22 protein-coding genes are annotated in these 21,139 nt (G+C 73.5%); 14 read left to right on the top strand and 8 right to left on the bottom strand.

Going from position 1 to position 21,139, the window contains the following annotated elements; genetic code table 11:
- The first annotated feature begins 5 nt into the window (after positions 1–5).
- On the top strand, positions 6–392 hold the full coding sequence (locus tag GA0070214_RS08455; RefSeq protein WP_026267952.1) for a cold-shock protein: 387 nt from the start codon (positions 6–8) through the stop codon (positions 390–392).
- Here the strand turns inward: GA0070214_RS08455 and GA0070214_RS08450 are convergent.
- Positions 353–1,183, bottom strand: a complete 831-nt coding sequence (locus tag GA0070214_RS08450; RefSeq protein ID WP_091261034.1) for a 1,4-dihydroxy-6-naphtoate synthase — start codon at positions 1,181–1,183, stop codon at positions 353–355. The two genes, GA0070214_RS08455 and GA0070214_RS08450, sit on opposite strands and share 40 nt — an antisense overlap.
- Before the next feature lie 669 nt (positions 1,184–1,852).
- Here GA0070214_RS08450 and GA0070214_RS08445 point away from each other — a divergent pair.
- The gene (locus tag GA0070214_RS08445) at positions 1,853–2,767 is read left to right on the top strand and encodes a GNAT family N-acetyltransferase (RefSeq protein WP_425255618.1); all 915 of its coding nucleotides are present in this window, start codon (positions 1,853–1,855) and stop codon (positions 2,765–2,767) included.
- On the opposite strand, the gene GA0070214_RS08440 is transcribed toward GA0070214_RS08445, so the two are convergent.
- Positions 2,739–3,389, bottom strand: a complete 651-nt coding sequence (locus GA0070214_RS08440; protein ID WP_091261032.1) for a futalosine hydrolase — start codon at positions 3,387–3,389, stop codon at positions 2,739–2,741. The genes GA0070214_RS08445 and GA0070214_RS08440 overlap by 29 nt on opposite strands.
- Entirely contained in the window at positions 3,386–4,987 is a 1,602-nt protein-coding gene (locus GA0070214_RS08435) for an MFS transporter (RefSeq protein ID WP_091261030.1), read from the bottom strand. The genes GA0070214_RS08440 and GA0070214_RS08435 overlap by 4 nt, the downstream gene beginning before the upstream one ends.
- Positions 4,988–5,074: 87 nt before the next feature.
- Between GA0070214_RS08435 and GA0070214_RS08430 the strand changes: the two genes are divergently transcribed.
- The gene (locus GA0070214_RS08430; RefSeq protein WP_091261029.1) at positions 5,075–5,914 is read left to right on the top strand and encodes a DUF3027 domain-containing protein; all 840 of its coding nucleotides are present in this window, start codon (positions 5,075–5,077) and stop codon (positions 5,912–5,914) included.
- A gap of 27 nt (positions 5,915–5,941) precedes the next feature.
- On the opposite strand, the gene GA0070214_RS08425 is transcribed toward GA0070214_RS08430, so the two are convergent.
- On the bottom strand, positions 5,942–6,202 hold the full coding sequence (locus tag GA0070214_RS08425) for a DUF2530 domain-containing protein (RefSeq protein ID WP_091261028.1): 261 nt from the start codon (positions 6,200–6,202) through the stop codon (positions 5,942–5,944).
- 89 nt (positions 6,203–6,291) lie between these two features.
- Between GA0070214_RS08425 and GA0070214_RS08420 the strand changes: the two genes are divergently transcribed.
- The 5 genes from GA0070214_RS08420 to thpR all read left to right on the top strand — a co-directional run bounded on the left by GA0070214_RS08420 (position 6,292) and on the right by thpR (position 10,868).
- Complete coding sequence (locus GA0070214_RS08420; protein WP_091261027.1) at positions 6,292–7,773, top strand: NCS2 family permease; 1,482 nt, start codon at positions 6,292–6,294, stop codon at positions 7,771–7,773.
- Positions 7,774–7,844: 71 nt separating this feature from the next.
- The gene (locus tag GA0070214_RS08415; RefSeq protein WP_208602683.1) at positions 7,845–8,294 is read left to right on the top strand and encodes a MarR family winged helix-turn-helix transcriptional regulator; all 450 of its coding nucleotides are present in this window, start codon (positions 7,845–7,847) and stop codon (positions 8,292–8,294) included.
- Between the two features lie 76 nt (positions 8,295–8,370).
- Positions 8,371–9,657, top strand: coding sequence for an MFS transporter (locus GA0070214_RS08410; RefSeq protein WP_091261024.1), 1,287 nt, complete (start codon positions 8,371–8,373; stop codon positions 9,655–9,657).
- A 119-nt stretch (positions 9,658–9,776) separates the two neighbouring features.
- The gene (locus tag GA0070214_RS08405; protein WP_091261022.1) at positions 9,777–10,286 is read left to right on the top strand and encodes a hypothetical protein; all 510 of its coding nucleotides are present in this window, start codon (positions 9,777–9,779) and stop codon (positions 10,284–10,286) included.
- A gap of 3 nt (positions 10,287–10,289) precedes the next feature.
- Entirely contained in the window at positions 10,290–10,868 is a 579-nt protein-coding gene (gene thpR / locus GA0070214_RS08400) for an RNA 2',3'-cyclic phosphodiesterase (RefSeq protein ID WP_091261021.1), read from the top strand.
- A gap of 40 nt (positions 10,869–10,908) precedes the next feature.
- On the opposite strand, the gene GA0070214_RS08395 is transcribed toward thpR, so the two are convergent.
- The 4 genes from GA0070214_RS08395 to GA0070214_RS08380 form a co-directional block, all read right to left on the bottom strand.
- A complete protein-coding gene (locus GA0070214_RS08395; RefSeq protein ID WP_091261019.1) occupies positions 10,909–11,895 on the bottom strand; it encodes an aldo/keto reductase in 987 nt (328 codons plus the stop codon).
- Positions 11,896–11,959: 64 nt separating this feature from the next.
- Positions 11,960–13,048 (bottom strand): septation protein SepH, encoded by a 1,089-nt coding sequence (gene sepH / locus GA0070214_RS08390; protein WP_091261017.1) that lies wholly within the window; start codon positions 13,046–13,048, stop codon positions 11,960–11,962.
- Positions 13,049–13,236: 188 nt separating this feature from the next.
- Positions 13,237–14,364 (bottom strand): phosphoserine transaminase, encoded by a 1,128-nt coding sequence (serC, locus tag GA0070214_RS08385; RefSeq protein ID WP_091261014.1) that lies wholly within the window; start codon positions 14,362–14,364, stop codon positions 13,237–13,239.
- A gap of 248 nt (positions 14,365–14,612) precedes the next feature.
- Positions 14,613–15,719 (bottom strand): citrate synthase 2, encoded by a 1,107-nt coding sequence (locus GA0070214_RS08380; RefSeq protein WP_091261011.1) that lies wholly within the window; start codon positions 15,717–15,719, stop codon positions 14,613–14,615.
- A 274-nt stretch (positions 15,720–15,993) separates the two neighbouring features.
- Here GA0070214_RS08380 and pdxH point away from each other — a divergent pair, with 274 nt between their 5' ends.
- The 6 genes from pdxH to GA0070214_RS08350 all read left to right on the top strand — a co-directional run bounded on the left by pdxH (position 15,994) and on the right by GA0070214_RS08350 (position 21,098).
- A complete protein-coding gene (gene pdxH, locus GA0070214_RS08375; RefSeq protein WP_208602695.1) occupies positions 15,994–16,623 on the top strand; it encodes a pyridoxamine 5'-phosphate oxidase in 630 nt (209 codons plus the stop codon).
- Entirely contained in the window at positions 16,620–17,924 is a 1,305-nt protein-coding gene (locus GA0070214_RS08370; RefSeq protein WP_091261007.1) for an MFS transporter, read from the top strand. Before pdxH ends, GA0070214_RS08370 begins: the two co-directional genes overlap by 4 nt.
- A 10-nt stretch (positions 17,925–17,934) precedes the next feature.
- Entirely contained in the window at positions 17,935–18,864 is a 930-nt protein-coding gene (locus tag GA0070214_RS08365) for an aldose 1-epimerase family protein (protein ID WP_091261004.1), read from the top strand.
- Positions 18,865–18,866: 2 nt separating this feature from the next.
- Positions 18,867–19,469 (top strand): nitroreductase family protein, encoded by a 603-nt coding sequence (locus GA0070214_RS08360; RefSeq protein ID WP_091261002.1) that lies wholly within the window; start codon positions 18,867–18,869, stop codon positions 19,467–19,469.
- Between the two features lie 131 nt (positions 19,470–19,600).
- Positions 19,601–19,906, top strand: a complete 306-nt coding sequence (locus GA0070214_RS08355) for a type II toxin-antitoxin system VapB family antitoxin (RefSeq protein ID WP_046566293.1) — start codon at positions 19,601–19,603, stop codon at positions 19,904–19,906.
- 31 nt (positions 19,907–19,937) lie between these two features.
- A complete protein-coding gene (locus tag GA0070214_RS08350; RefSeq protein ID WP_091261000.1) occupies positions 19,938–21,098 on the top strand; it encodes an acyl-CoA dehydrogenase family protein in 1,161 nt (386 codons plus the stop codon).
- Positions 21,099–21,139 lie beyond the last annotated feature (41 nt).

Below are 21,139 nucleotides of genomic sequence, written 5' to 3'. Positions count from 1 at the left end.
TTCAGGTGCCGACGGGTCGAGTGAAGTGGTATGACGCGGCCAAGGGATACGGGTTCGTCACCAGTGACGAGGGTGGCGACGTATTCCTGCCCAAGGGCGCGCTACCGGCGGGTGTCGCCGACCTGAAGGGCGGCCAGCGGGTCGATTTCAGCGTGGTGGACAGCCGGCGGGGCGCCCAGGCCATGGGGGTCAAGCTGCTGGAGGCGCCGCCCTCGGTGGCGGAGCTGCGCCGGCGGCCGGCCGAGGAGCTGCACGGCCTGGTCGAAGACATGATCAAGGTGCTGGAGGCGAAGGTCCAGCCGGACCTGCGCCGGGGCCGCTTCCCGGACCGGAAGACCGCGCAGAAGATCGCTCAGCTGGTCCACGCGGTGGCGCGCGAGCTGGAGGTCTGAGGGACGAGCCCGGCGTCGGCGGCCCGGCCCAGCAGCGCCTCCACGGCGGCGAAGCCGGCCTCTCCCAGGTCGGCGGTGAACTCGTTGACGTAGAGGCCGATGTGCCGATCCACCACGTCGGGCTCCATCTCCTGCGCGTGCGCGAGCACGTACTCCCGGCTGGCCTCCGGGTCGGCCCACGCCTGCCGCACCGACTCGCGGATCCAGGCCGCGGCCTCGACCGGGTCGACCGCGCCCTTGCGGGCCAGGATCGCGCCGAGCGGGATCGGCAGCCCCGTGTCGCCCTCCCACCACTCGCCCAGGTCGACCAGGGCGGTCAACCCGTGCCGCGGGTAGGTGAAACGCGCCTCGTGGATGACCAGCCCGGCGTCGTACCGCCCGGCCGCCACCCCCGGCATGATCTCGTGGAACGGCACGACCTCGATCCGCGCCGGAGCCTGGTCGGCAGCCCAGAGCCGGAACAGCAGGTACGCCGTGGTCCGCTCACCCGGCACCGCCACCGTCGCGCCGGACAGGTCGGTCCGGTCGCCGCGGGTGAGCACCAGCGGACCGCAACCCCGGCCCAGCGCGCCCCCGCAGGGCAGCAGGTGGTAGTCGTCGAGTAGCCACGGCAGCGCCGCGTAGCTCACCTTCACGAGGTCGAACGCCCCACGCTCGGCGGCCGTGTTGGTGACGTCCACGTCGGCGTAGGTCACCTCGACGGCCGGCGCGCCGGGCACCCGGCCGTGCACGAGGGCGTCGAAGACGAAGGTGTCGTTGGGGCAGGGCGAGATCGCCAGAGAGAGTGCCACGCCCCCACCGTAACCCCGCCCGATCCGGTGCCCGCCACCCCGACCCCGCCAGGTGTGACGGGCGACCTGTCGAGCCTGTCGGCCCGTCAGCCCCCGGGACCCGCAACGGCGTGCCGGCGTTGGGTGGGCCTCGCCGCCTCGGCTTGGGACCTCTCGTCAGCCGCTAGGAACTTGATGACGTGAATGGATCGCGGCAGTCCGTTGACAACGTGCGCCCGATGCATGGCGTCGGCGTTTTGGGGCCGGTGCGCCGAGTCCGCCGCTGCGCCGAGTCCGCCGCTGCGCCGAGTCCGCCGCTGCGCCGAGTCCGCCGCTGCGCCGAGTCCGCCGGTTCGCCGGTTCGCCGGTGCGTCGAGTGCGTCGAGTTCGCCGGTGCGCCGGCTCACCGCTCGGCCTGGGCACCTGTTGTCCAGCGGCTAGGAACTTGATGACGTGAACGGGTCGGGGCATGCCCCCGGCCACGTGCGCCCGGGGTCGTGACGTCCGCAGCAGCCCTGGCCTGACCCGCCTGGGACCTCAGTGATGTTGTCAACGAGCACACCGGAGCCGCACTGCCTGAGGTCCTGACTCGTCCACGTCATCAAGTTTGTAGTCGCCAGCGACCTCACCCGTCCCCAGCCACCGCTGTTTTCCACATGGTTATCCACAGGTGGAAAGGCCGGGTTGAGGGTGGTCGCGGCAGCGCCCCAACATGGCTCGGTGACCGACGCCGAGTCCGTGACCGACCTGGCTGCGACCCTGCGGGCACTGCGCCGCGCCGCTGATCTGAGCCAGCGGGAGCTGGCCTGCAAGTCCGGGGTGCCGCAGGCCACGATTGCCCGCATCGAGTCGGGGCAGTCGTCGGATCCGAGCTTTCGCACCGTCGAACGTCTCTTCGGTGCCGTGGCCGGTCGGATCGTTCTCGAAGGGCCGGTGACCGGCGAGTTGGCGGCGGTGCCGCACGAGGACCTGCGGGACGCGGCGGGGCGGCACTGCCCCGCCCACCTGGACGCCCGCGAGGTGCGTGAGCCGAAGGACTGGCCCGGTGCCTGGTGGGCGCACTGGTTCAACGTGCCACCAAACCGCTGGCCGCAGTTGCCGGCCGTGACGTTCCGGCTCGATCGCACCATGCGGGACCGGGACCGGCAGCGTGAGCGGGTGCGCAGCGACTACCTGGTCCGCCGACACGTCGATCCGGCTCTGCCGTCGACCTCCTGGCGGTTCGTCGCCGAGTTGCCGGATGGTGATCTCGTCGGTGAGCTGCGTGCGCACGAACGCAGCTCCGACCTGCTCATCGGGCATCCCGAGCTGGGTCAGCGGCAGATCGTGGTGGACGGTGTGCTCGTCGCGCCGGCTTACCGCTTGCTGGGCATCGGGCGCCGGCTGGTCGCCGCGTTTTTGGCGGAGATGGACCGGGCCGGCGTGCGGTCGGCGCACGCGATCGCCGAGAGCGGCGGCGCGAGCTTCCTGCTCGCCTGCGGATTCGAGTTGGAGGCGAGCCGGCCGGCGGCCTTGCGCTTCGAGCGGCCGGTCCGCCGCGGGCAGCCACCGCCCACAAGCGAAGGGCCGGCGCCGGTCAGCGGAGGGCGGCTGCGGCCGCGGTGAGTGCGGCGAACGCCTCGCGCATCCGCCACGAGCCGCGGTCGCGGGGGCCGATGGGGTTGGAGATCGTGCGCAGCTCGGCGAAGGGGAGGTCGGCCTGGGTGGCGGCGACCGCGACGCCGTACCCCTCCATGGCCTCGGCCACGGCGTCGGGGTGACGGTCGGCGAGGGCTGCGGTGCTCGCGGCGGTGCCGGTGACCGTGCTGATCGTGAGTACCGCGCCGACGGTGGCGTCCGGCAGGGCGGTGCGGAGGGCGCCCAGCAGGCCGGGGTCGGCGGGTACGACGCTGCCGCCGCCCAGCAGCTCGGCGGGCATGCCCAGGTCCTCCAACGGGATGAAGCCGGTGGGGGACTCGGCGCCCAGGTCGGCGGCGACACTGCGGGTGGCCAGGACGGTGCCGCCGACCGGTGCGCGGCCGACGAAGCCGCCCGCGATGCCCGCGCTGACCACCGCCCGGTACGGGCGTCCGGCTGCCTCGGCGAGCGCCAGCAGCCGTGCGGTGGCGGCGCCGGCGACGGCGGGACCCACCCCGACCGGCGCGACGGTGACCGTGGGGTCGGTGAGGCCCGCCCGGACCGCGTCGGCCTCGGCGGGCACCGCGGTCACCACCAGCAGTCCGCTCACGCCACCGGTCCCCGGGGTTCCCGCCGGTTCTCCTCCTCGCTGCCGCCCGGTCCGCCGACGGAGGAGGAGGGGCGGTAGATGTGGAAGCCGGGTGGCGCCAGCCCCTCGTCGTCGGCCGGGTGCTGCGGCGGGTCCGCGCGGTGCGGGGCCGGGGAGGTGGGGGCGGGGTCGTCGAACTCCGTGCCCGCCTCGGTGGCCAACTCGTCGTCGCCGAGCGGGCGGCCGACCAGGTGCTCGCTGCGCAGCCGGGTGGCCACCAGCACGCCGCGGGCGGCCACCAGCGCGGCCACGCAGGCGGCGACCGCCACGCCGACCGGGCCGGTGAACGGGACCAGGCCGAGCCCGCCGCCGGCCACGAAGGCCAGCATGAGCGCGGTCTCCGAGTGGGCGAACGAGCTGGCCCGCAGCCGCTCCGGGATCCGCTCCTGGATCGAGGCGTCGACCGCGAGCTTGGCGATCCCGCTCATCATCGAGGCGACCAGGCAGAGCAGCGCCACCATGGGCAGCGAGAACTTCAGCGCGGCCAGCACCGCCACCCCGGCCACGATGACCGTGCCGCTGGACTGGATCGCGGCCGGGCGGTGGATGCGCAGCCGGGTGCCGATCGCGGTGGCCAGGAAGGTGCCCACCGCCAGGGCGCCGCCGACCAGGCCGAGCGCGCCCTGGGCGCCCAGGTCCCGGCCGAAGAAGTCGGTGGTCAGGTCGCCGGCCTTGATCGCGAAGGCCAGGAAGAGCAGGAGGAAGCCGTAGAGCCCGCGCAGCGCCGCCGCCCCGATCAGCGTGGCGATCACCAGCCGGCCGGCGGGACGGCCCCGGCCCAGCGGGCGTTCCCCGTCCCGGCGGCGCAGCGCCCGCAACGGCCGGGGCACCCGCTCCGGCGGCTCCGAGTCGGCCCGCGGCGGCAGCCGCAGCGAGATCACCATGCCGATCAGGAAGATCACGGAGGCGACCCGGAGCGGCCACTGCGGTCCGAGCCAGAAGGCGGCGAGCCCGATCGGGGCGACCAGCGCGCCGGCCACCGTGCCGTAGACGCTCGCCCGGGCGCCCACCTGCGACAGCCCGAGCCCCTCGGGCAGCAGCCGGGGCACCGCGGCCGAGCGGGCCACCCCGTACGCCCGGGAGAGGGCGAGCACCCCGAACGCGGCGGGATAGAGCCCGAAGCCGCCGATGTAGTCGGAGATCAGCCAGGCCAGGAAGGCCCGGCCCAGCATGGTGGCGGCGAGCGCGTAGCGGCGGCCGTGCCGGAAGTGGTCCAGCAGCGGACCGACCACGGGGGCGAGCATGGCGAACGGGACCATGGTCACCAGCAGGTAGAGCGCGACCTTGTTGCGCGCCTCACCCAGCGGGACGTCGAAGAAGATCGTGCCGGCCAGCCCGATGGCGATCAGGGTGTCCCCGGCGCAGGAGAGGGCGTGCAGGTCGAAGAGGCGGACCATGCCGACCTCGTTGCCGGCGCTGCGGGCCCGAGCCGTGCCGGCCCGCCGGGTCATCCAGCGGCCGCCGTGCAACGAGCCCCGGAGCAGCAGGCGGGTGGCACGGATGCCGGTGCCGACGGTCCGCCCGAGGACGGACCGGCCGGAGCGGGAGGACAGCGGCATGCGTCCCATCCTCGCCCATCTGATCCACGCGTGCCGCATCACCCGGAGAGAACGACTCCGGGGAGTCCCTGTCACCCGACCGTGGGCATGGGGAACAATGGTCCGGTGACCAGGCCCGCCTCCGCCCGCGCTCCCCGGCTCGACCAGGTGTGCGCCGCCGCCGTCGACGTGGCCCGCGCCGCCATCACCGAGGTGGACCCCGCCGACGTCGGCGAGCACCTCCAGGCCGTCGCCGAGGGCGACCGGCTCGTGACCCACTACTTCGAGTGCCGCCTGGCCGGCTACCGGGGCTGGCGCTGGGCCGTCACGGTCACCCGGGTGCCGCGCAGCCGCACGGTCACCATCTGCGAGACGGTGCTGCTGCCGGGCTCCGACGCGCTGCTCGCCCCGGGCTGGGTGCCCTGGCAGGAGCGGCTCAAGCCGGGCGACCTGGGCCCCGGCGACCTGCTGCCCACCCCGGCCGACGACGAGCGGCTCGCCCCCGGCTACCTGCTCTCCGACGACCCGGCCGTCGAGGAGACCGCCTGGGAGCTGGGCCTCGGCCGGGCCCGGGTGCTGTCCCGCGAGGGCCGCGCCGACGCGGCCCAGCGCTGGTACGACGGCGACCACGGCCCCGACGCCGCGATCTCGGTGGCCGCGCCGGCCGCCGCCCGCTGCGGCACCTGTGGCTTCTACCTGCCGCTGGCCGGAGCGATGCGGCAGGCCTTCGGCGCCTGCGGCAACTTCTACGCCCCCGACGACGGCCGGGTGGTCAGCGCCGACCACGGCTGCGGCGCGCACTCCGAGACGCTGATCGAGGCGGCCGAGACCCCGGTGGACGAGCTGCCGACGGTCTACGACGACAGCGCGGTGGAAGCGGTGTCGGTGAGCCGGGCCCCGGGCTCGGTCGAGGCGGCCGAGCCGGCGGAGCCCTACGGTCACCCCTGACGGATCAGCCCTGACGGCCTGACGGGATCAGCCCTGGCGGGCGGTGGCGGCCCGGCGGCGGCGCCGGTTGGCGTCGTGCCGCATCATCACGGCCAGGCCGGGAAAGCCCCACAGGAAACCGGCCAGGCAGGTCCAGAGCCAGTTCTGGTGCCCGTGCGCGGTGAGCCAGTCGCGGAAGAAGAGCAGCAGCACCAGCCCGGCCACCGCCCAGGCGATCAGCCCGGCGACGGCGAACGGCACCATCGGCGGGTCGAGCGGCTCGGGCCGCGGCGGTTCCTCCTGGGGCACCCGCCCAGCGTACGCGATCGTCCTTCCCTGCCCGCGAGTGATCTGGGACGATGCGCGCGACACCCGGTCGATCAATATGTGAGGACCCGATGGCGATAGCGCCGCCGCCCGACCACGGCACTCCACCCGATCCCGCGCACCCGCGTAACGCCTTCGACCGCTTCTTCGAGATCTCCGCCCGCCGGTCGACGCCGGGCCGGGAGGTCCGGGGCGGGCTGGCCACGTTCTTCACGATGGCGTACATCGTGGTGTTGAACCCGCTGATCCTGGGCAGCGCGGTCGACGGCGACGGGCGCAAACTGGCCATCCCGGCGCTGGCGGCGGCCACCGCGCTGGTCGCGGGCGTCATGACCATCCTCATGGGCGTGGTGGCCCGGTTCCCGATCGCGCTGGCCGCCGGGCTGGGCGTCAACGCGCTGGTCGCGTTCGAGATCGCGCCGCAGATGACCTGGGCGGACGCCATGGGCCTCGTGGTGATCGAGGGTGTGCTGATCGGCATCCTGGTGCTCACCGGGCTGCGTACGGCGGTGTTCCGCTCGGTGCCGACCCAGCTCAAGACGGCGATCGGCGTGGGCATCGGCCTCTTCCTGACGATCATCGGCCTGGTCGACGCCGGCTTCGTCCGGCGGGTGCCGGACGTGGCGAACACGACCGTGCCGGTCGGGCTGGGCATCGGCGGCAAGATCGTCAGCTGGCCCCTGCTGGTCTTCGTGGTGGGCCTGCTGCTCACCCTGGTGCTGGTGGTACGCCGGGTGCGCGGGGCGATCCTCATCGGCATCCTCGTCTCCACGGTGCTGGCGATCGTGGTGGAGGCCGTCGGCAACATCGGCCCGTCGTTCGTCGACGGGAAGCCGAACCCCAAGGGCTGGGCGCTCAACGTGCCGGAGCTGCCGAAGAAGGTGGTCGACATCCCCGACCTCTCGCTGCTCGGCAACTTCAACGTGCTGGACTCGTGGACCCGGGTCGGCTGGCTGGTCCCGCTGATGTTCGTGTTCACCCTGCTGATCACGGACTTCTTCGACACCATGGGCACGATGGTCGCCATCGGCCAGGAGGGCGACATGCTCGACGAGCGGGGCACCCCGCCGCGGGCGCGGGAGATCCTGCTGGTCGACTCGATCGCCGCCGCCGCGGGTGGCGCGGCCTCGGTGTCGAGCAACACGTCGTACATCGAAAGTGCCGCCGGGGTCGCGGAGGGCGCCCGGACCGGGGTGGCCAACCTGGTCACCGGCGGCCTGTTCCTGCTGGCCATGTTCCTGGCGCCGCTGTCGGCCGTGGTGCCGTTCGAGGCCGCGTCGACGGCGCTCGTGGTGGTCGGGTTCCTCATGATGACCGCGGTGCGCACCATCGACTGGACCGACTACGAGATCGCCATCCCGGCGTTCCTCACCATCGTGCTCATGCCCTTCACCTATTCGATCTCGAACGGCATCGGCGCCGGCGTGATCACCTTCGTGCTGCTGAAGCTGGCGAAGGGCAAGGTCCGCGATGTCCACCCCCTGCTGTACGGGGTGGCGGCGCTGTTCATTCTCTACTTCCTGCGCGGGCCGATCGAGTCCGTGCTGCCCTGACCCCTCTGACCCCTGGTGAGCCTGGTCATATCGCATGTCGTTAGCCAGGCTCATTAGTTAAGCTAACTAGTGTGACGGAGCGGACGGTGACGGCGAAACGCGTGCCACCGGCGCAGCTGGCCCCTCAGCTGCGTGATGCGATCACCCGACTCAACCGGCGGGTCCGGCAGGCCCGACCGGTCGGCGACCTCACGGTCACCCAGCTCTCGGCGCTCACCAGCCTCAACCTGGCGGGCGCCCTGACACCCCGGGAGCTGGCCGACATCGAGCGGGTGCAGCCGCCCACGATGACGAAGATCGTTGCGAAGCTGGAGGACCGCGGCCTCGTGCAGCGGACCCCCCACCCGACCGACGGACGGCAGGTCATCCTGGCGGCTACCGAGGGGGGACGGGCCGTGCTCGACCAGTTCGAGCGGGCCCGCAACGAGTGGCTGGCCAGTCGGCTGGCCGCCCTGACCGAGGAGGAACGCGACACGCTGCGACGTGCCGCCGACATCCTGCAGGGCATCGCTCGCGCCTGAGCGGGTACCCGCGTCCCGCGGTCCGCTTCGTCCGCTGTGGATGAGGCGTACCTGACCGCGAGGAGGCGCACCTAGAGTGCAGGCCAAGTTGAGCACGATGTTCCAGTCCCTACGAGTCCGCAACTACCGACTCTTCGCCACCGGGCAGCTGATCAAGTTGATCGGCGTCTGGATGATGTACATCGCTCAGGACTGGCTCGTCCTCGACCTCAGCGGCAACTCCGCGACCGCGCTCGGCGTGGTCACGGCGCTCCAGTTCACCCCGGTGCTGCTGCTGACGCTGATCTCCGGCCGCCTCGCCGACCGCTACGACAAGCGGATGCTGCTCTTCGTCGCCAACATCTTCTGGACCGTGCTGGCGCTGGCCATGAGCCTGCTCGTGGTCACCGGGCTGGTGCAGCTCTGGCACGTCTTCGCGTTCGCCGCCCTGCTCGGGGTGTTCAACGCGGTGGAGACCCCGGTGCGGCAGGCGTTCGTCTCCGAACTGGTCGGCATGCCGCTGCTGCCGAACGCGCTCTCGCTCAACGCGGCCACCTTCAACTCGGCCCGGATCCTCGGCCCGGCCGTCGCCGGCCTGGCCATCGCCGCCTTCGACGTCGGCCCGGTCTTCCTGATCACCGCGTTCAGCTCGATCGCCCCGCTGGTCAACGTGGTCCGGATGCGCACCGACGAGCTGTACCGCAAGGACCTCCCGCCGGCCGGCGAGCGCGACCAGGCCAAGGTCGTGGACGGCCTCCGGTACGTCGCGCGCCGCCCCGACATCCTGCTGCCGATGGCGCTCATGTCGGTGGTCGGGATGACCCTGTTCAACTTCCAGCTCACCCTCGCCGCGCTGGCCAAGACCGTGTTCAAGACGGGTGCCGCCTCGTTCGGCCTGTTCACCACCGCGCTGGCGGTCGGCGCGCTGGTCGGCGCCCTGGCCGGCACGGGGCGGCGCAGCCGGCCCACCGTGTGGCTGGTGCTCGGCGCGGCCGTCGGCTGTGCCAGCTTCGGCACGCTGGTGGGGCTCGCGGGGTCGTACTGGCTGGTGGTGGCGCTGCTGCTGCCCACCGGGTTCTTCATGGTGTTCTTCGCGCAGGCCGCCAACCAGCGGGTCCAGCTCGGCGTCGACGCAGCCTTCCGGGGCCGGGTCATGGCGCTGTGGGTGCTCGTCTTCCTGGGCACCAACCCGGTCGGCGCGCCGATCATCGGCTGGGTGGCCGAGACGTTCGGCGCCGGCGCGAGCATCTGGATCGGTGGCCTGATCTCGCTGGCCGCCGCCCTGCTGGCGCTCACCTGGCAGCTGCGCCGCTCCGGCGCCCGGCTGCGGCTGCGCGTGCTGCCCATGCCGCGCTTCTACGTGGTGTCGCCCGGAGCCGAGTGACCCGTCGACCACCCGAAGGGCCGGTTCCCGCCCGCGGGTACCGGTCCTTCCTCATTCATTCGCGTCCGGATCTCGCCAATCGGGTGGCGGGCGGCGACAACGAGGCTTAGCGTCGATATGTGGGAGTGGGGCGGGGACTACTGCTGGTGCTGGCGATCCTCGCCGTCTGCTGCCTGCCCGCTCTCTTCGCACTGGTCTTCTGCGCCGACGAGATCCTCGACCGGGTGGCCTGCGGCTGGGCGGAATGGCGGGAGCGGCGGCGGACACGCCGCACCATCGCGCGGCTGGACCGGGCCATCGAGGCCGAGTCGCTCACCCGCGACATCGACCTCACCGAGTTCGACCGGGAGAACCGCCGCCCGCTGGAACAGCTCGCCGTCGACCTGCGCCGCCTCGGCGGCCACCGGCTCGCCGCCGCCGACCGCTCGGTGGTGTGGCACGGCGCGGTCATCGACGCGTACGACGAACGGCTGCGGGCCGCCTGCGCCGCACTCGGCATCGCCGAGCACCTGGCCGAGCTGGACGGCGTCGACCGGGAGATCGAACGGGTACGCGTCGAGGGCCTCCTGCACGCCGCCGGGCTCACGCTGCCCGCCGCCCGCCCGGGCCACCACCAGCGACACCGCTGAGCGGTGCGGCTCTTCGTCGCGGTCTACCCGCCGAAGCCGGCGGTCGACGACCTGAGCGCCCAGGTCGCCCGGCTGCGCACCGGGGCCGCCGCGGCGGCCGGCACCAACGTCCGGCTGGCCGACCCGGCCAACGCCCACCTCACCCTGGCCTTCCTCGGTGACGTGCCCGACGACCGGCTGGTCGACGTGGAGAGCGCGCTCGGCTTGGCCGCGCAGACCTTCCGGGAGGCACGGGGCAGCTCGCCGCGGCTGCGGCTCGGCGGCGGGGGCAGCTTCGGGCGCGGCCGGTTCACCGTGCTGTGGGTGGACGTGCGCGGCGAGGTCGACGGGCTGGCCGTGCTGGCCCGGCTGATCCGGTCCGGGCTGCGCCGGGCCCGGCTGCCGCACGACGAGAAGCCGTTCCGGGCCCACCTGACCATCGCCCGCCCCGGCGACCGGATCGACCGCGCCGACGTGCTCGCCGACCGGGAGACCCTGCACGAATACCTCGGCCCCGAGTGGAGTGCCGGCGAACTAATCCTGATGCGCAGCCACCCGGGGCCGCGCCCCACCTACGACCGCCTCGCCGCCTGGCCGATCTGACCGGGCCGGCAGGGAAGGCCCGGCCGGCCCGGTCAGCGGGTCACCAGGCCCAGGCCTCCGGCCCCGGACCGCCGTTGCCGACCGGCGGGAAGAGCTCGTCGAGCTTCTCCAGCGTGGCCTCGTCGAGCTTCACGTCCAGCGCGCCGAGGTTACGGTCGAGCTGGTCCATGGTGCGCGGGCCGACGATCGGGGCGGTCACGCCCGGCCGGGAAAGCAGCCACGCCAGCGCCACGTCGGCCGGGTCGTGCCCCAGGTCGGCGCAGAGCTTCTCGTACGCCTCGATGGTGGTCCGGTGCTCGGCCAGCGCGTCGGCCGCCCGGCCCGTGGTGCCGCGGGCCGCGCCGCCCTCGGCCATCTTGCGGATGACCCCGGAGAGCAGCCCGCCGTGCAGCGGCGACCAGGGGATGATGCCCAGCCCGTAGTGCTGCGCGGCCGGGACCACCTCCAGCTCGACGTGCCGGGTCAGGAGGTTGTAGATGCACTGCTCGGAGACGAGGCCGAGGAAGTTGCGGCGGCCGGCCGCCGCCTGCGCCTGGGCGATGTGCCAGCCGGCGAAGTTGGACGAGCCGACGTAGAGGACCTTGCCCTGGGCGACCAGGGTCTCCATGGCCTGCCAGATCTCCTCCCACGGCGTGGTCCGGGAGATGTGGTGCATCTGGTAGAGGTCGATGGTGTCGGTCTGGAGGCGGCGCAGCGAGTCCTCGCAGGCCCGGATGATGTGCCGGGCGCTCAGGCCCTGATCGTTGGGCCACTCGCCCATCTTGCCGTAGACCTTGGTGGCCAGGACGACCCGGTCGCGGCGCCCGCCGCCCTGGGCGAACCAGCGGCCGATGATCTGCTCGGTGACACCCTCGCCGAGCTTCCAGCCGTAGACGTTCGCGGTGTCGAAGAAGTTGATCCCGTGTTCCAGCGCCCGGTCCATGATGGCGAAGCTGTCCGGCTCGTCGGTCTGCGGCCCGAAGTTCATGGTGCCGAGGCAGAGCCGGCTCACCGACAGGCCGGTGCGTCCCAGGTTCGTGTACTCCATGGGTCCACCCTGGCACGCGGGCACTTAGAGTGCCTCGCCGTTGCCAGGGTGGACGGACGGTTGGTCAGGAGGACTCGCGGGCCGCCGGACCGGTGCCGAAGAGGACGTCGTCCCAGCTCGGCAGGCGCTTGCGCGGCTTGCCACCGGCCTCGGTGGACTCGGTGCCGGTGCCACCGGTCGCCGCCGGGGCGCCGGTGCGGCGCGGCCGGAGCACGGCCAGCGACGGCACGGCCGGGATCTCCTTCGGCGCGTCCGAGTCGTCGTCGAACGCGGAGCCCTGGCCGCCGCCGAGCAGCGCGGCCGCGCCCCCGGTGACCGCCCGCTGGCGGGGTGCGTCGGACCCGGCCAGCGCGGCCGGGGAGCGGGTGTCCAGGCCACGACCGGACGTGCCGCCGAGCGGCCGGTCCAGCGAGGCGAGCAGCGCGTCGCGGCCGGCACGGATCGGGTCCCGCCCCGGACGGGCGTGCTCGCCGGGCGACGGCAGGCCGTGCCCGCCCCGGCTCGGCTCGCCGCGCGACGGGCCGGGCAGCGCGTGACCGCCCCGCTCCGGCGCCGGCTCCTGACCGAGGATCGGCGTGGGACGCTCGGCGCACAGGTATTGCGCCATGTCGTCGTGCGGGCTGACGTTCTGCCGGGTCTTGTCGAGATCCCAGACCGCCTGCGCCGTGGCCTTGCCCGACGGCCAGGTGGCGATGATCCGCCAGGTGCCGTCGTCGCGGCGGTAGGCGTCCCAGGAGATCTTCTCGGTGTCGATCCCGTGCTGGGCCAGCCGGCCGTTGACCACCTCGGCCAGCGGGGTGGGCTTCTCGGCGCCCTTGAGTCGGGTGCGCCGGGCGTGCTGGGCGAGCATGGCCCGCTCCTGGAGCACCGGGCCGGCGTAGCGCAGGACGCGGTCGACCGGCACGCCGGCGATGCGGGCGACGTCCTCGGCGGACTCGCCGGAGCGGATCCGGGCCTGGATGTCGCGCGGGGAGAGCGACGGCGTCGGATCGGCGGCGCTCGGCACCACGGCGAGCGGGGGCGCGCCCGGCTCGGCGTGCAGTGCCGAGGCGATGCGCTCGTCGATCGGCAGGGCGAGCAGGCGCCCGACCTCGTCGGCGAGCACCAGAGCCTGGCCGTCCTCGGAGAGGGCGACGAAGCGTACTGGGCGCATGGGCTTGCCTCCGTCCCGCTTCGCTGGCCGTCACGCCACGAGCCGGCCACCCGGGCGTCTCGGACCACCGTACGCTCATCTACCCGAAGCTGGGGGATGCGACACTCGGCATGTCGCGACTGAGCTGCAACGATGATCACGGTGGGTGGTCGTCGGGGCCCCGACGACCACCCACCGTGATCAGCTGATCAGAGTCGCTCGACCACGTAGTCGATGGACGCGGTGAGCGCCTCCACGTCGGCCGGCTCGATCGCCGGGAAGAGCGCGACGCGGAGCTGGTTGCGGCCGAGCTTCCGGTAGGGCTCGGTGTCGACGATGCCGTTGGCGCGCAGCGCCTTGGCGATCGCCGAGGCGTCCACCCCGTCGGCGAAATCGATGGTGGCGACCACGTTGGAGCGCAGCGCCGGGTCGGTCACGTACGGGGTGGCGAACGAGGAGCGCTCGGCCCAGCCGTAGACGATGCCGGCGCTCTCGGCGGTGCGCTTGGCCGCCCAGGCCAGCCCACCCTGCGAGTTCATCCAGTCGGTCTGCTCGGCGGCCAGGAAGATGGTGGCCAGCGCGGGCGTGTTGTAGGTCTGCTCCAGCCGCGAGTTGTCGATCGCGGTGACCAGGTCGAGGAAGGCCGGGATGTAGCGGCCCGACTCCTTGATCTCGGTGGCCCGGGCCAGCGCGGCCGGCGACATGAGGGCCAGCCAGAGGCCGCCGTCGGAGCCGAAGCACTTCTGCGGGGCGAAGTAGTAGACGTCGGTCTCGCCGACGTTGACCTCCAGGCCGCCGGCGCCGGAGGTGGCGTCGACCAGCAGCAGCGAGCCCTCGTCGGCGCCCGGCACCCGGCTGATCGGCACCGCCACGCCGGTGGAGGTCTCGTTGTGCGGGGTGGCGTAGACGTCCACGCCCGCCTCGGCGACCAGCGTCGGCGCGCTGCCCGCCTCGGACCTGCGAACGGTCGGCTCACCCAGGAACGGCGCGTCCTTGACCGACTTGGCGAACTTGGCGCCGAACTCGCCGAAGCTGGCGAACTGCGCCCGGTCGCGGATCAGGCCGAAGGCGGCGACCTCCCAGAAGGCGGTGGTGCCGCCGTTGCCGAGGACCACCTCGTAGCCCTCGGGGAGGGCGAAGAACTCGGCGAGGCCGCGGCGCAGCCGGGCCACCTGGTCGCGGACCGTCTTCTGCCGGTGCGAGGTGCCCAGGTAGCTGGTGGCGACGTCGGCGAGTGCGGAGACCGCCGCGGGACGGACCTTGGACGGCCCGCAGCCGAAGCGGCCGTCGGCGGGCCTGATGTCGTCGGGAATCCGGATGGTCGGTGCGTCAGCCACGGTCTTCTCGATCCTTCCGCGTGGGCGAGCGGGCCCTGTCAGCGGGGCGCGGAGCGGCGGCGGCCACGCGCGGGCGCGCGGCGGAGCCGGGTCCGAGCCCGGTCCGGCGGCACTGCCGGCCTTCATCCTCGCACCCGCGCGGCCCACCCCGGCGGCTGGTCCCACACCCGGGGCTGAGGGATGCGCCACAGAAACGCCAGGGCCCGGTCCGCGACGGACCGGGCCCCGGCAGGGGTACGCGGGGAGGATCAGACGCCGTGCGGGATGGCGTCCCAGCCCTCGACCTCCTGCGGCTTCCGGCTGCCCGGGCCGACGTAGCGGGCCGACGGGCGGACCAGCCGCTGGAGCTTCTTCTGCTCGAGGATGTGCGCGGACCAGCCGCCCATCCGGGCGCAGGTGAACATCGAGGTGAACATGTGGGCCGGGACCTCGGCGAAGTCGAGCACCACGGCCGACCAGAACTCGACGTTGGTGGCGAGCACGCGGTCCGGGCGGCGGGCCTGCAGCTCGGCCAGGGCGGCCTTCTCCAGCGCCTCGGCGATCTCGAAGCGCGGCGCGCCCAGCTCCTTGGCGGTGCGGCGGAGCACGCGGGCGCGCGGGTCCTCGGCCCGGTAGACCCGGTGGCCAAAGCCCATGAGCCGCTCGCCCCGGTCGAGGACGCCCTTGACGTAGCCCTCGGCGTCGCCGCTGCGCTCGACGGCCTCCAGCATGCTGAGTACCCGCGACGGCGCGCCGCCGTGCAGCGGGCCGGAGAGGGCGCCGATGCCGGAGGAGATGCAGGCCGCGGCGTCGGCGCCGGTGGAGGCGACGATCCGGGTGGTGAAGGTGGAGGCGTTCAGGCCGTGCTCGGCGGCCGAGATGAAGTAGGCGTCGACGGCCTTGACGTGCCGCGGGTCGGGCTCACCCCGCCAGCGCTTCATGAACCGCTCGACGATGGTCTCCGCCTTGTCGATCTCCTTCTGCGGCACCGCCGGCAGGCCGAGGCCGCGCGCGGACTGGGCGACGAAGGAGAGCGCGGTGACCGACACCCGGGCCAGGTCCTCGCGGGCCTGCTCGTCGGAGATGTCGAGGAGCTGGCTGAGCCCCCAGTACGGGGCGAGCATGGCGACCGCGGACTGCACGTCGACGCGGATGTCACCGGAGTGCACCGGCACGGGGAACGGCTCGGCCGGCGGCAGGCCCGGGCCGAAGCGCCCGTCGACCAGCAGCGCCCAGACGTTGCCGAAGGAGACCTGGCCGATCAGATCCTCGATGTCCACGCCGCGGTAGCGCAGCGCGCCACCCTCGCGGTCCGGCTCGGCGATCTGGGTCTCGAAGGCTACGACGCCCTCCAGGCCCGGTTTGAAATCGGACATGTCGTCTCCTGGCTTCCGGCGGTGGTGGTGGCCGCGCGGGCTGGACGGGCCCGCGGCTCGGGCGACCCCTCAGGGATGTGTTCGGAACATCTTGCCTGCTCGGTAACCGGATTCGCGACCCGCAGCGACTGTGCGCCACATGACATCCCCGCCGGTGGACAAGCTCACGGGCTGGAGAAGACTGGGTGGTGGGGCCTGGCCAGCGTCGGGGGACGCCGGCATCCCCGGGAGAGGGACGACGAGAGTGACGGGCGACACACCCGCCCCGGCCGGCATGCGTAACGAGTACGCCGCCGACCTGGGCCTTTCCGAATCGGATCTCGCGCCGGACTGGCACACCCAGTTCGCCCGCTGGTTCGCCGACGCGGTGGCGCATCCGCTGCCTGAACCGAACGCCATGGTGGTCGGCACGGCCGACGCCGACGGGCGGCCGAGCGGCCGCACCGTGCTGCTCAAGGGGTACGACCCGGACGGGTTCGTCTTCTACACCAACTACGACTCCCGCAAGGGCGGCGAGGCGACCGCCAACCCGTGGGCCAGCCTGGTCTTCCCCTGGTTCCCGATGCAGCGGCAGGTGACGGTCACCGGTCGGGTGACCCGGGTCGACCGGGCCGAGACCGAGGCGTACTTCGCCGTCCGGCCGCGCGGCTCCCAGCTCGGCGCCTGGGCGAGCACCCAGTCCCGGGTGGTGCCGGACCGGGCGGCGCTGGACGCGGCGTACCGGGCGGCGGCCGAGCGCTTCGCCGACGTGGCGGAGATCCCTGCCCCGCCCAACTGGGGCGGGTTCCGGGTGCGGCCGGAGACGGTGGAGTTCTGGCAGGGCCGGGCCAGCCGGCTGCACGACCGGCTGCGGTTCCGGCGTACCGGGGACGGCGCCTGGGCGATCGAGCGGCTCGCCCCGTGACGGGGGTGAAGGAGGCCCGGCCGCGCGGAGCGCGCCGCTGGGCCATCGACCTGCGGCCGCTGGGCGTGCCCGCGTACCGGCGGGTGTGGCTCGGCAACGCCGTGGCGATGTTCGGCTTCCAGTTCACCGCCGTGGCCGTGCCGGTGGAGATGTTCGACCTGACCGGCGGCTCGTTCTGGGTCGGCCTGCTCGGGATCGCCGGCTTCGTGCCGCTGCTGGTCTTCGGGCTGTGGGGCGGCGCGGTCGCCGACGCCCGGGACCGGCGGCGGGTCCTGCTGGGCGGGGGCGCCCTGCTCTGGGCGTCGACGCTGGCGCTGCTGCTCCAGTCGCTGCTGCGGGTGGGCAGCCCGGTGCTGCTGCTGGTCCTGGTCGCGGTGCAGTCGATCGCGTTCGCGATCACCTCGCCGACCCGCAGCGCCATCCTGCCCCGCCTGGTGCCGGCCGACCTCGTGCCGGCGGCCAGCACGCTGAACTTCACCACGTTCACGGCGACCTCGGTCTTCGGGCCGCTCGCCGCCGGCCTGATCTTCGCCACCTGGCGCACCGACATCGGGCTGCCGATCGCGTACGGCGTCGACGGGCTGCTGTTCACCGTTTCGCTCTGGGCCACCCTGCGGCTGCCGGCCATGCCGCCCGAGCCCGATCCCGACGGTGCCGCCACCCCGCGCAAGGCGGGGCTGGCCAGCATCGTCGACGGGCTGCGCTACCTGGCCACCACGCCGGTGCTGCTGCTCTCCTTCGCCATCGACCTGATCGCCATGATCCTGGCCATGCCCCGGGCCCTCTTCCCCGAGCTGGCGCACGAGCGGTTCGGCGGCGGGGCGGCGGTGGGCTGGCTCTACAGCGCCATCGCCATCGGCGCGATGCTGGGCGGCCTCACCTCCGGCTGGATCGGCCGGGTGCGCCGGCAGGGGGTCGTGCTGGTGGTGGCCGTGGTCGGCTGGGGCGTGGCCATCGCCGCCGCCGGCCTGGCCCGCCAGCTCTGGCTGGTGGTGGCCCTGCTCGGCCTGGCCGGCGCCGCCGACCTGGTGAGCGCGACCCTGCGGCAGTCGATGCTGCTGATCTACGCGCCGGACCGGATGCGCGGCCGGCTCCAGGGCGTCAACACGGTGGTGGTCGCCGGTGGCCCGCGCCTGGGCGACCTCCGGGCCGGCGCGATGGCCGCCGCCTCCGGCACCACCATCGCCATGGTGGGCGGCGGCATCGCCTCGGCCGTGCTCGCGGTGCTGCTCGTGACGGTCTTCCCGGCCCTGCTCCGCTACCGGGCCGCCGGGGCGGGCGAGCGGGACCGGACGGGCTAAGGTCGCCGACATGGAGACCGACGCGCGCCCGTCCCCGTCGGGGGCACAGTGGACCATTGCCGCCGACGGCCACGAGGCCGTCGTGGTGGAGGTCGGCGGTGGCCTGCGGGCCTACCGGCACGACGGGACCGACTACCTCGACGGGTACGAGGCGGACGAGCTCTGCCCCGGTTCGGCCGGTCACGTGCTGGCCCCCTGGCCGAACCGGATCCGGGACGGCGCGTACACCTTCGGCGACCGGTCGTTCCAGCTCGACCTGACCGAGCCGGCCCGGCACAACGCCATCCACGGCCTGGTCAACTGGGTGCGGTGGCAGCTCGTCGAGCAGTCGCCGGACAGCGTCACGATCGGCTACGAGCTGCCGCCCAGCCCCGGCTACCCGTGGGCGTTGCGGCTGCGGAGCCGGTGGAGCGTCGGTGCGGACGGCCTGCGCGCCGAGCACGAGGTCACGAACCTGTCCGGCGAGCCGGCCCCGTTCGGCTTCTCCGTCCACCCCTACCTGCAGTTGCCCAAGGTCGGCGTGGACGAGCTGACCATGCGGGTGCCGGGGCGGACCCGGGTGCTGCTGGACAACCGGCTGCTGCCGGTGGCCGCGACCGGGGTGGCCGGCACCGAGTACGACTACAGCGAGCCCCGCGCGATCGGCGCCGCGGTGCTCGACCTGGCCTTCGGCGACGTGGTGCGGGACGCCGACGGCGGCTCGTCGGTGACCCTGGCCGCCCCGGACGGCTCGGCCGCGGTGCACATCTGGGCCGACGGCGAGTTCGGCTGGTGGCAGGTCTTCACGGGGGACACCCTCACCGGGGAGCGGCACCGGCGCTCGGTGGCGGTCGAGCCGATGACCTGCCCGGCCGACGCGTTCCGCTCGGGCCGGGACCTCATCACGCTGGCCCCCGGGCAGACCTGGCGGGGCGCCTGGGGCATCCGGCCCGGGGCCTGAGCGTGGAGTTCGCCGAGGTCGTCCGGCGCCGCCGGATGGTCCGCAACTACGACCCGGACCGCCCCGTCCCGCCCGAGGTGGTGGACCGGCTGCTGGACCACGCCGTGCGGGCGCCGTCGGCCGGGTTCGCCCAGGGCTGGGGCTTCCTGGTGCTGGAGGAGCCGGCGGACCGGGACCGGTTCTGGGCGGCGGCCAGCCCGGGCGGCGGCGGCCGGGAACGCTGGCTGGCCGGGATGCGCAAGGCCCCGCTCATCGTGGTGCCGCACGCCAACCGCTCGGCGTACCTGGACCGATACGCCGAGCCGGACAAGGGCTGGGCGGACCGCTCCGAGGACCGCTGGCCGGTGCCCTACTGGCACGTCGACACCGGCTTCGCCGCCCTGCTGATGCTGCTCACGGCGGTGGACGAGGGGCTGGGCGCGTGCTTCTTCGGCATCCCGCCGCAGCGGATCGGGGCGTACCGGGAGGCGTTCGGTGTGCCGGCGGAGTACCACCCGATCGGCGCTATCACGGTAGGTTACCGGGCACCCGACCACCGGTCGCCGTCGCTGCGGCGCGGCCGCCGGCCGGTGGACGAGGTGGTCCGGCGGGGCCGCTGGAACTGAGGGTGGTTCAGCGCGTCCGGGCTGGGTACCGGCGGTAGCGAACCCGACATGAGGGAGTAAAACGCGGTGTGGCGGGTGCGGCTAGGCTGGCACCGACATCAACAGCCCGGCCGGGGGGAGGGGAGCGTGCCGTGATCTTCAGGGCGGTCCGGGACGGGCGTCCCTACCCGGAGCACAACCTCACGCTCAAGCAGTGGGCCGAGATCCCGCCGCGCCCGCTGCGGCTGGACCAGCTCATCACCACCAAGCGGGAGCTGGCGCTCGACAAGCTCCTCGCCGAGGACTCCACCTTCTACGGCGACCTCTTCCCGCACGTGGTGCAGTGGAACGGCGGCCTCTACCTGGAGGACGGCCTGCACCGGGCGCTGCGCGCGGCGCTCCAGCAGCGCAACCAGATCCACGCCCGGGTGCTGGTGCTCAGCGGTCAGGGCGAGTGACGCGCCCCTGAGTCTTCGTTAAGGTGACGCCATGACCCCTCTCGACCTGCTGGACATCGACGCGTCGCTGAGCGAGGAGGAGCGTCAGATCCGCGCCGTCGTGCGCCAGCTCGTCGACGACCGGGTCCGCCCGCACGTCGCCGGCTGGTACGAGAACGGCCACGTCCCGGCCCGCGAGCTGGCCCGCGAGTTCGGCAAGCTCGGCCTGCTGGGCATGCACCTCACCGGCTACGGCTGCGCCGGCGCGTCGGCCGTCGCGTACGGGCTGGCCTGCCTGGAGCTGGAGGCCGGCGACTCCGGCATCCGCTCGCTGGTCTCCGTGCAGGGTTCGCTGGCCATGTACGCCATCTGGCGCTTCGGCAGCGAGGAGCAGAAGCAGCGCTGGCTGCCCGCCATGGCGGCCGGCGAGGCGATCGGCTGCTTCGGGCTGACCGAGCCGGACCACGGCTCCGACCCGGCCTCGATGGCCACCCGCGCCCGCCGCGACGGGGACGACTGGATCCTCACCGGCAGCAAGCTGTGGATCACCAACGCCCCGATCGCCGACGTCGGGGTGATCTGGGCGCGCACCGACGAGGGCGTCCGCGGCTTCGCCGTACCCATGGACACGCCCGGTGTGACGGCGCGGGAGATCCGGCACAAGATGTCGCTGCGCGCGTCGCTGACCGGCGAGATCGCCCTCGACGACGTGCGGCTGCCGGCGGACGCCCGGCTGCCCGAGGCGATCGGGCTCAAGGCGCCGCTGAGCTGCCTCACCGAGGCCCGGCACGGGATCGTCTGGGGTGCGCTCGGCGCGGCCCGGGACTGCCTGGACACCGCCCTGTCCTACGCGACCACCCGGACCCAGTTCGGCCGGCCGCTGGCCGGCTTCCAGCTCACCCAGGCCAAGCTCGCCGACATGGCGGTCGAGTGGAACAAGGGTCTGCTGCTCGCGCTGCACCTGGGCCGGCTGGCCGACGCCGGGAAGCTGCGCCCCGACCAGGTCAGCGTGGGCAAGCTGAACAACGTGCGGGAGGCCCTGGCCATCGCCCGGGAGTGCCGCACCATCCTGGGCGCGAACGGCGTCTCGGGCGAGTACCCGGTGATGCGGCACGCCAACAACCTGGAGAGCGTGCTGACGTACGAGGGCACCTCGGAGATCCACCAGCTGGTCATCGGGCAGCGGCTCACCGGGCTCTCCGCGTTCGCCTGAGCTGCGGATTCACCCGTTCGGGTCGCTCGACGAGCGACTGT

Origin of the sequence: Micromonospora chaiyaphumensis, from assembly GCF_900091435.1 — a bacterium.
GTDB lineage: Bacteria > Actinomycetota > Actinomycetes > Mycobacteriales > Micromonosporaceae > Micromonospora > Micromonospora chaiyaphumensis.
Note: the sequence above shows the minus strand (reverse complement) of the source record. Positions and strands in the feature narration are given on the sequence as shown.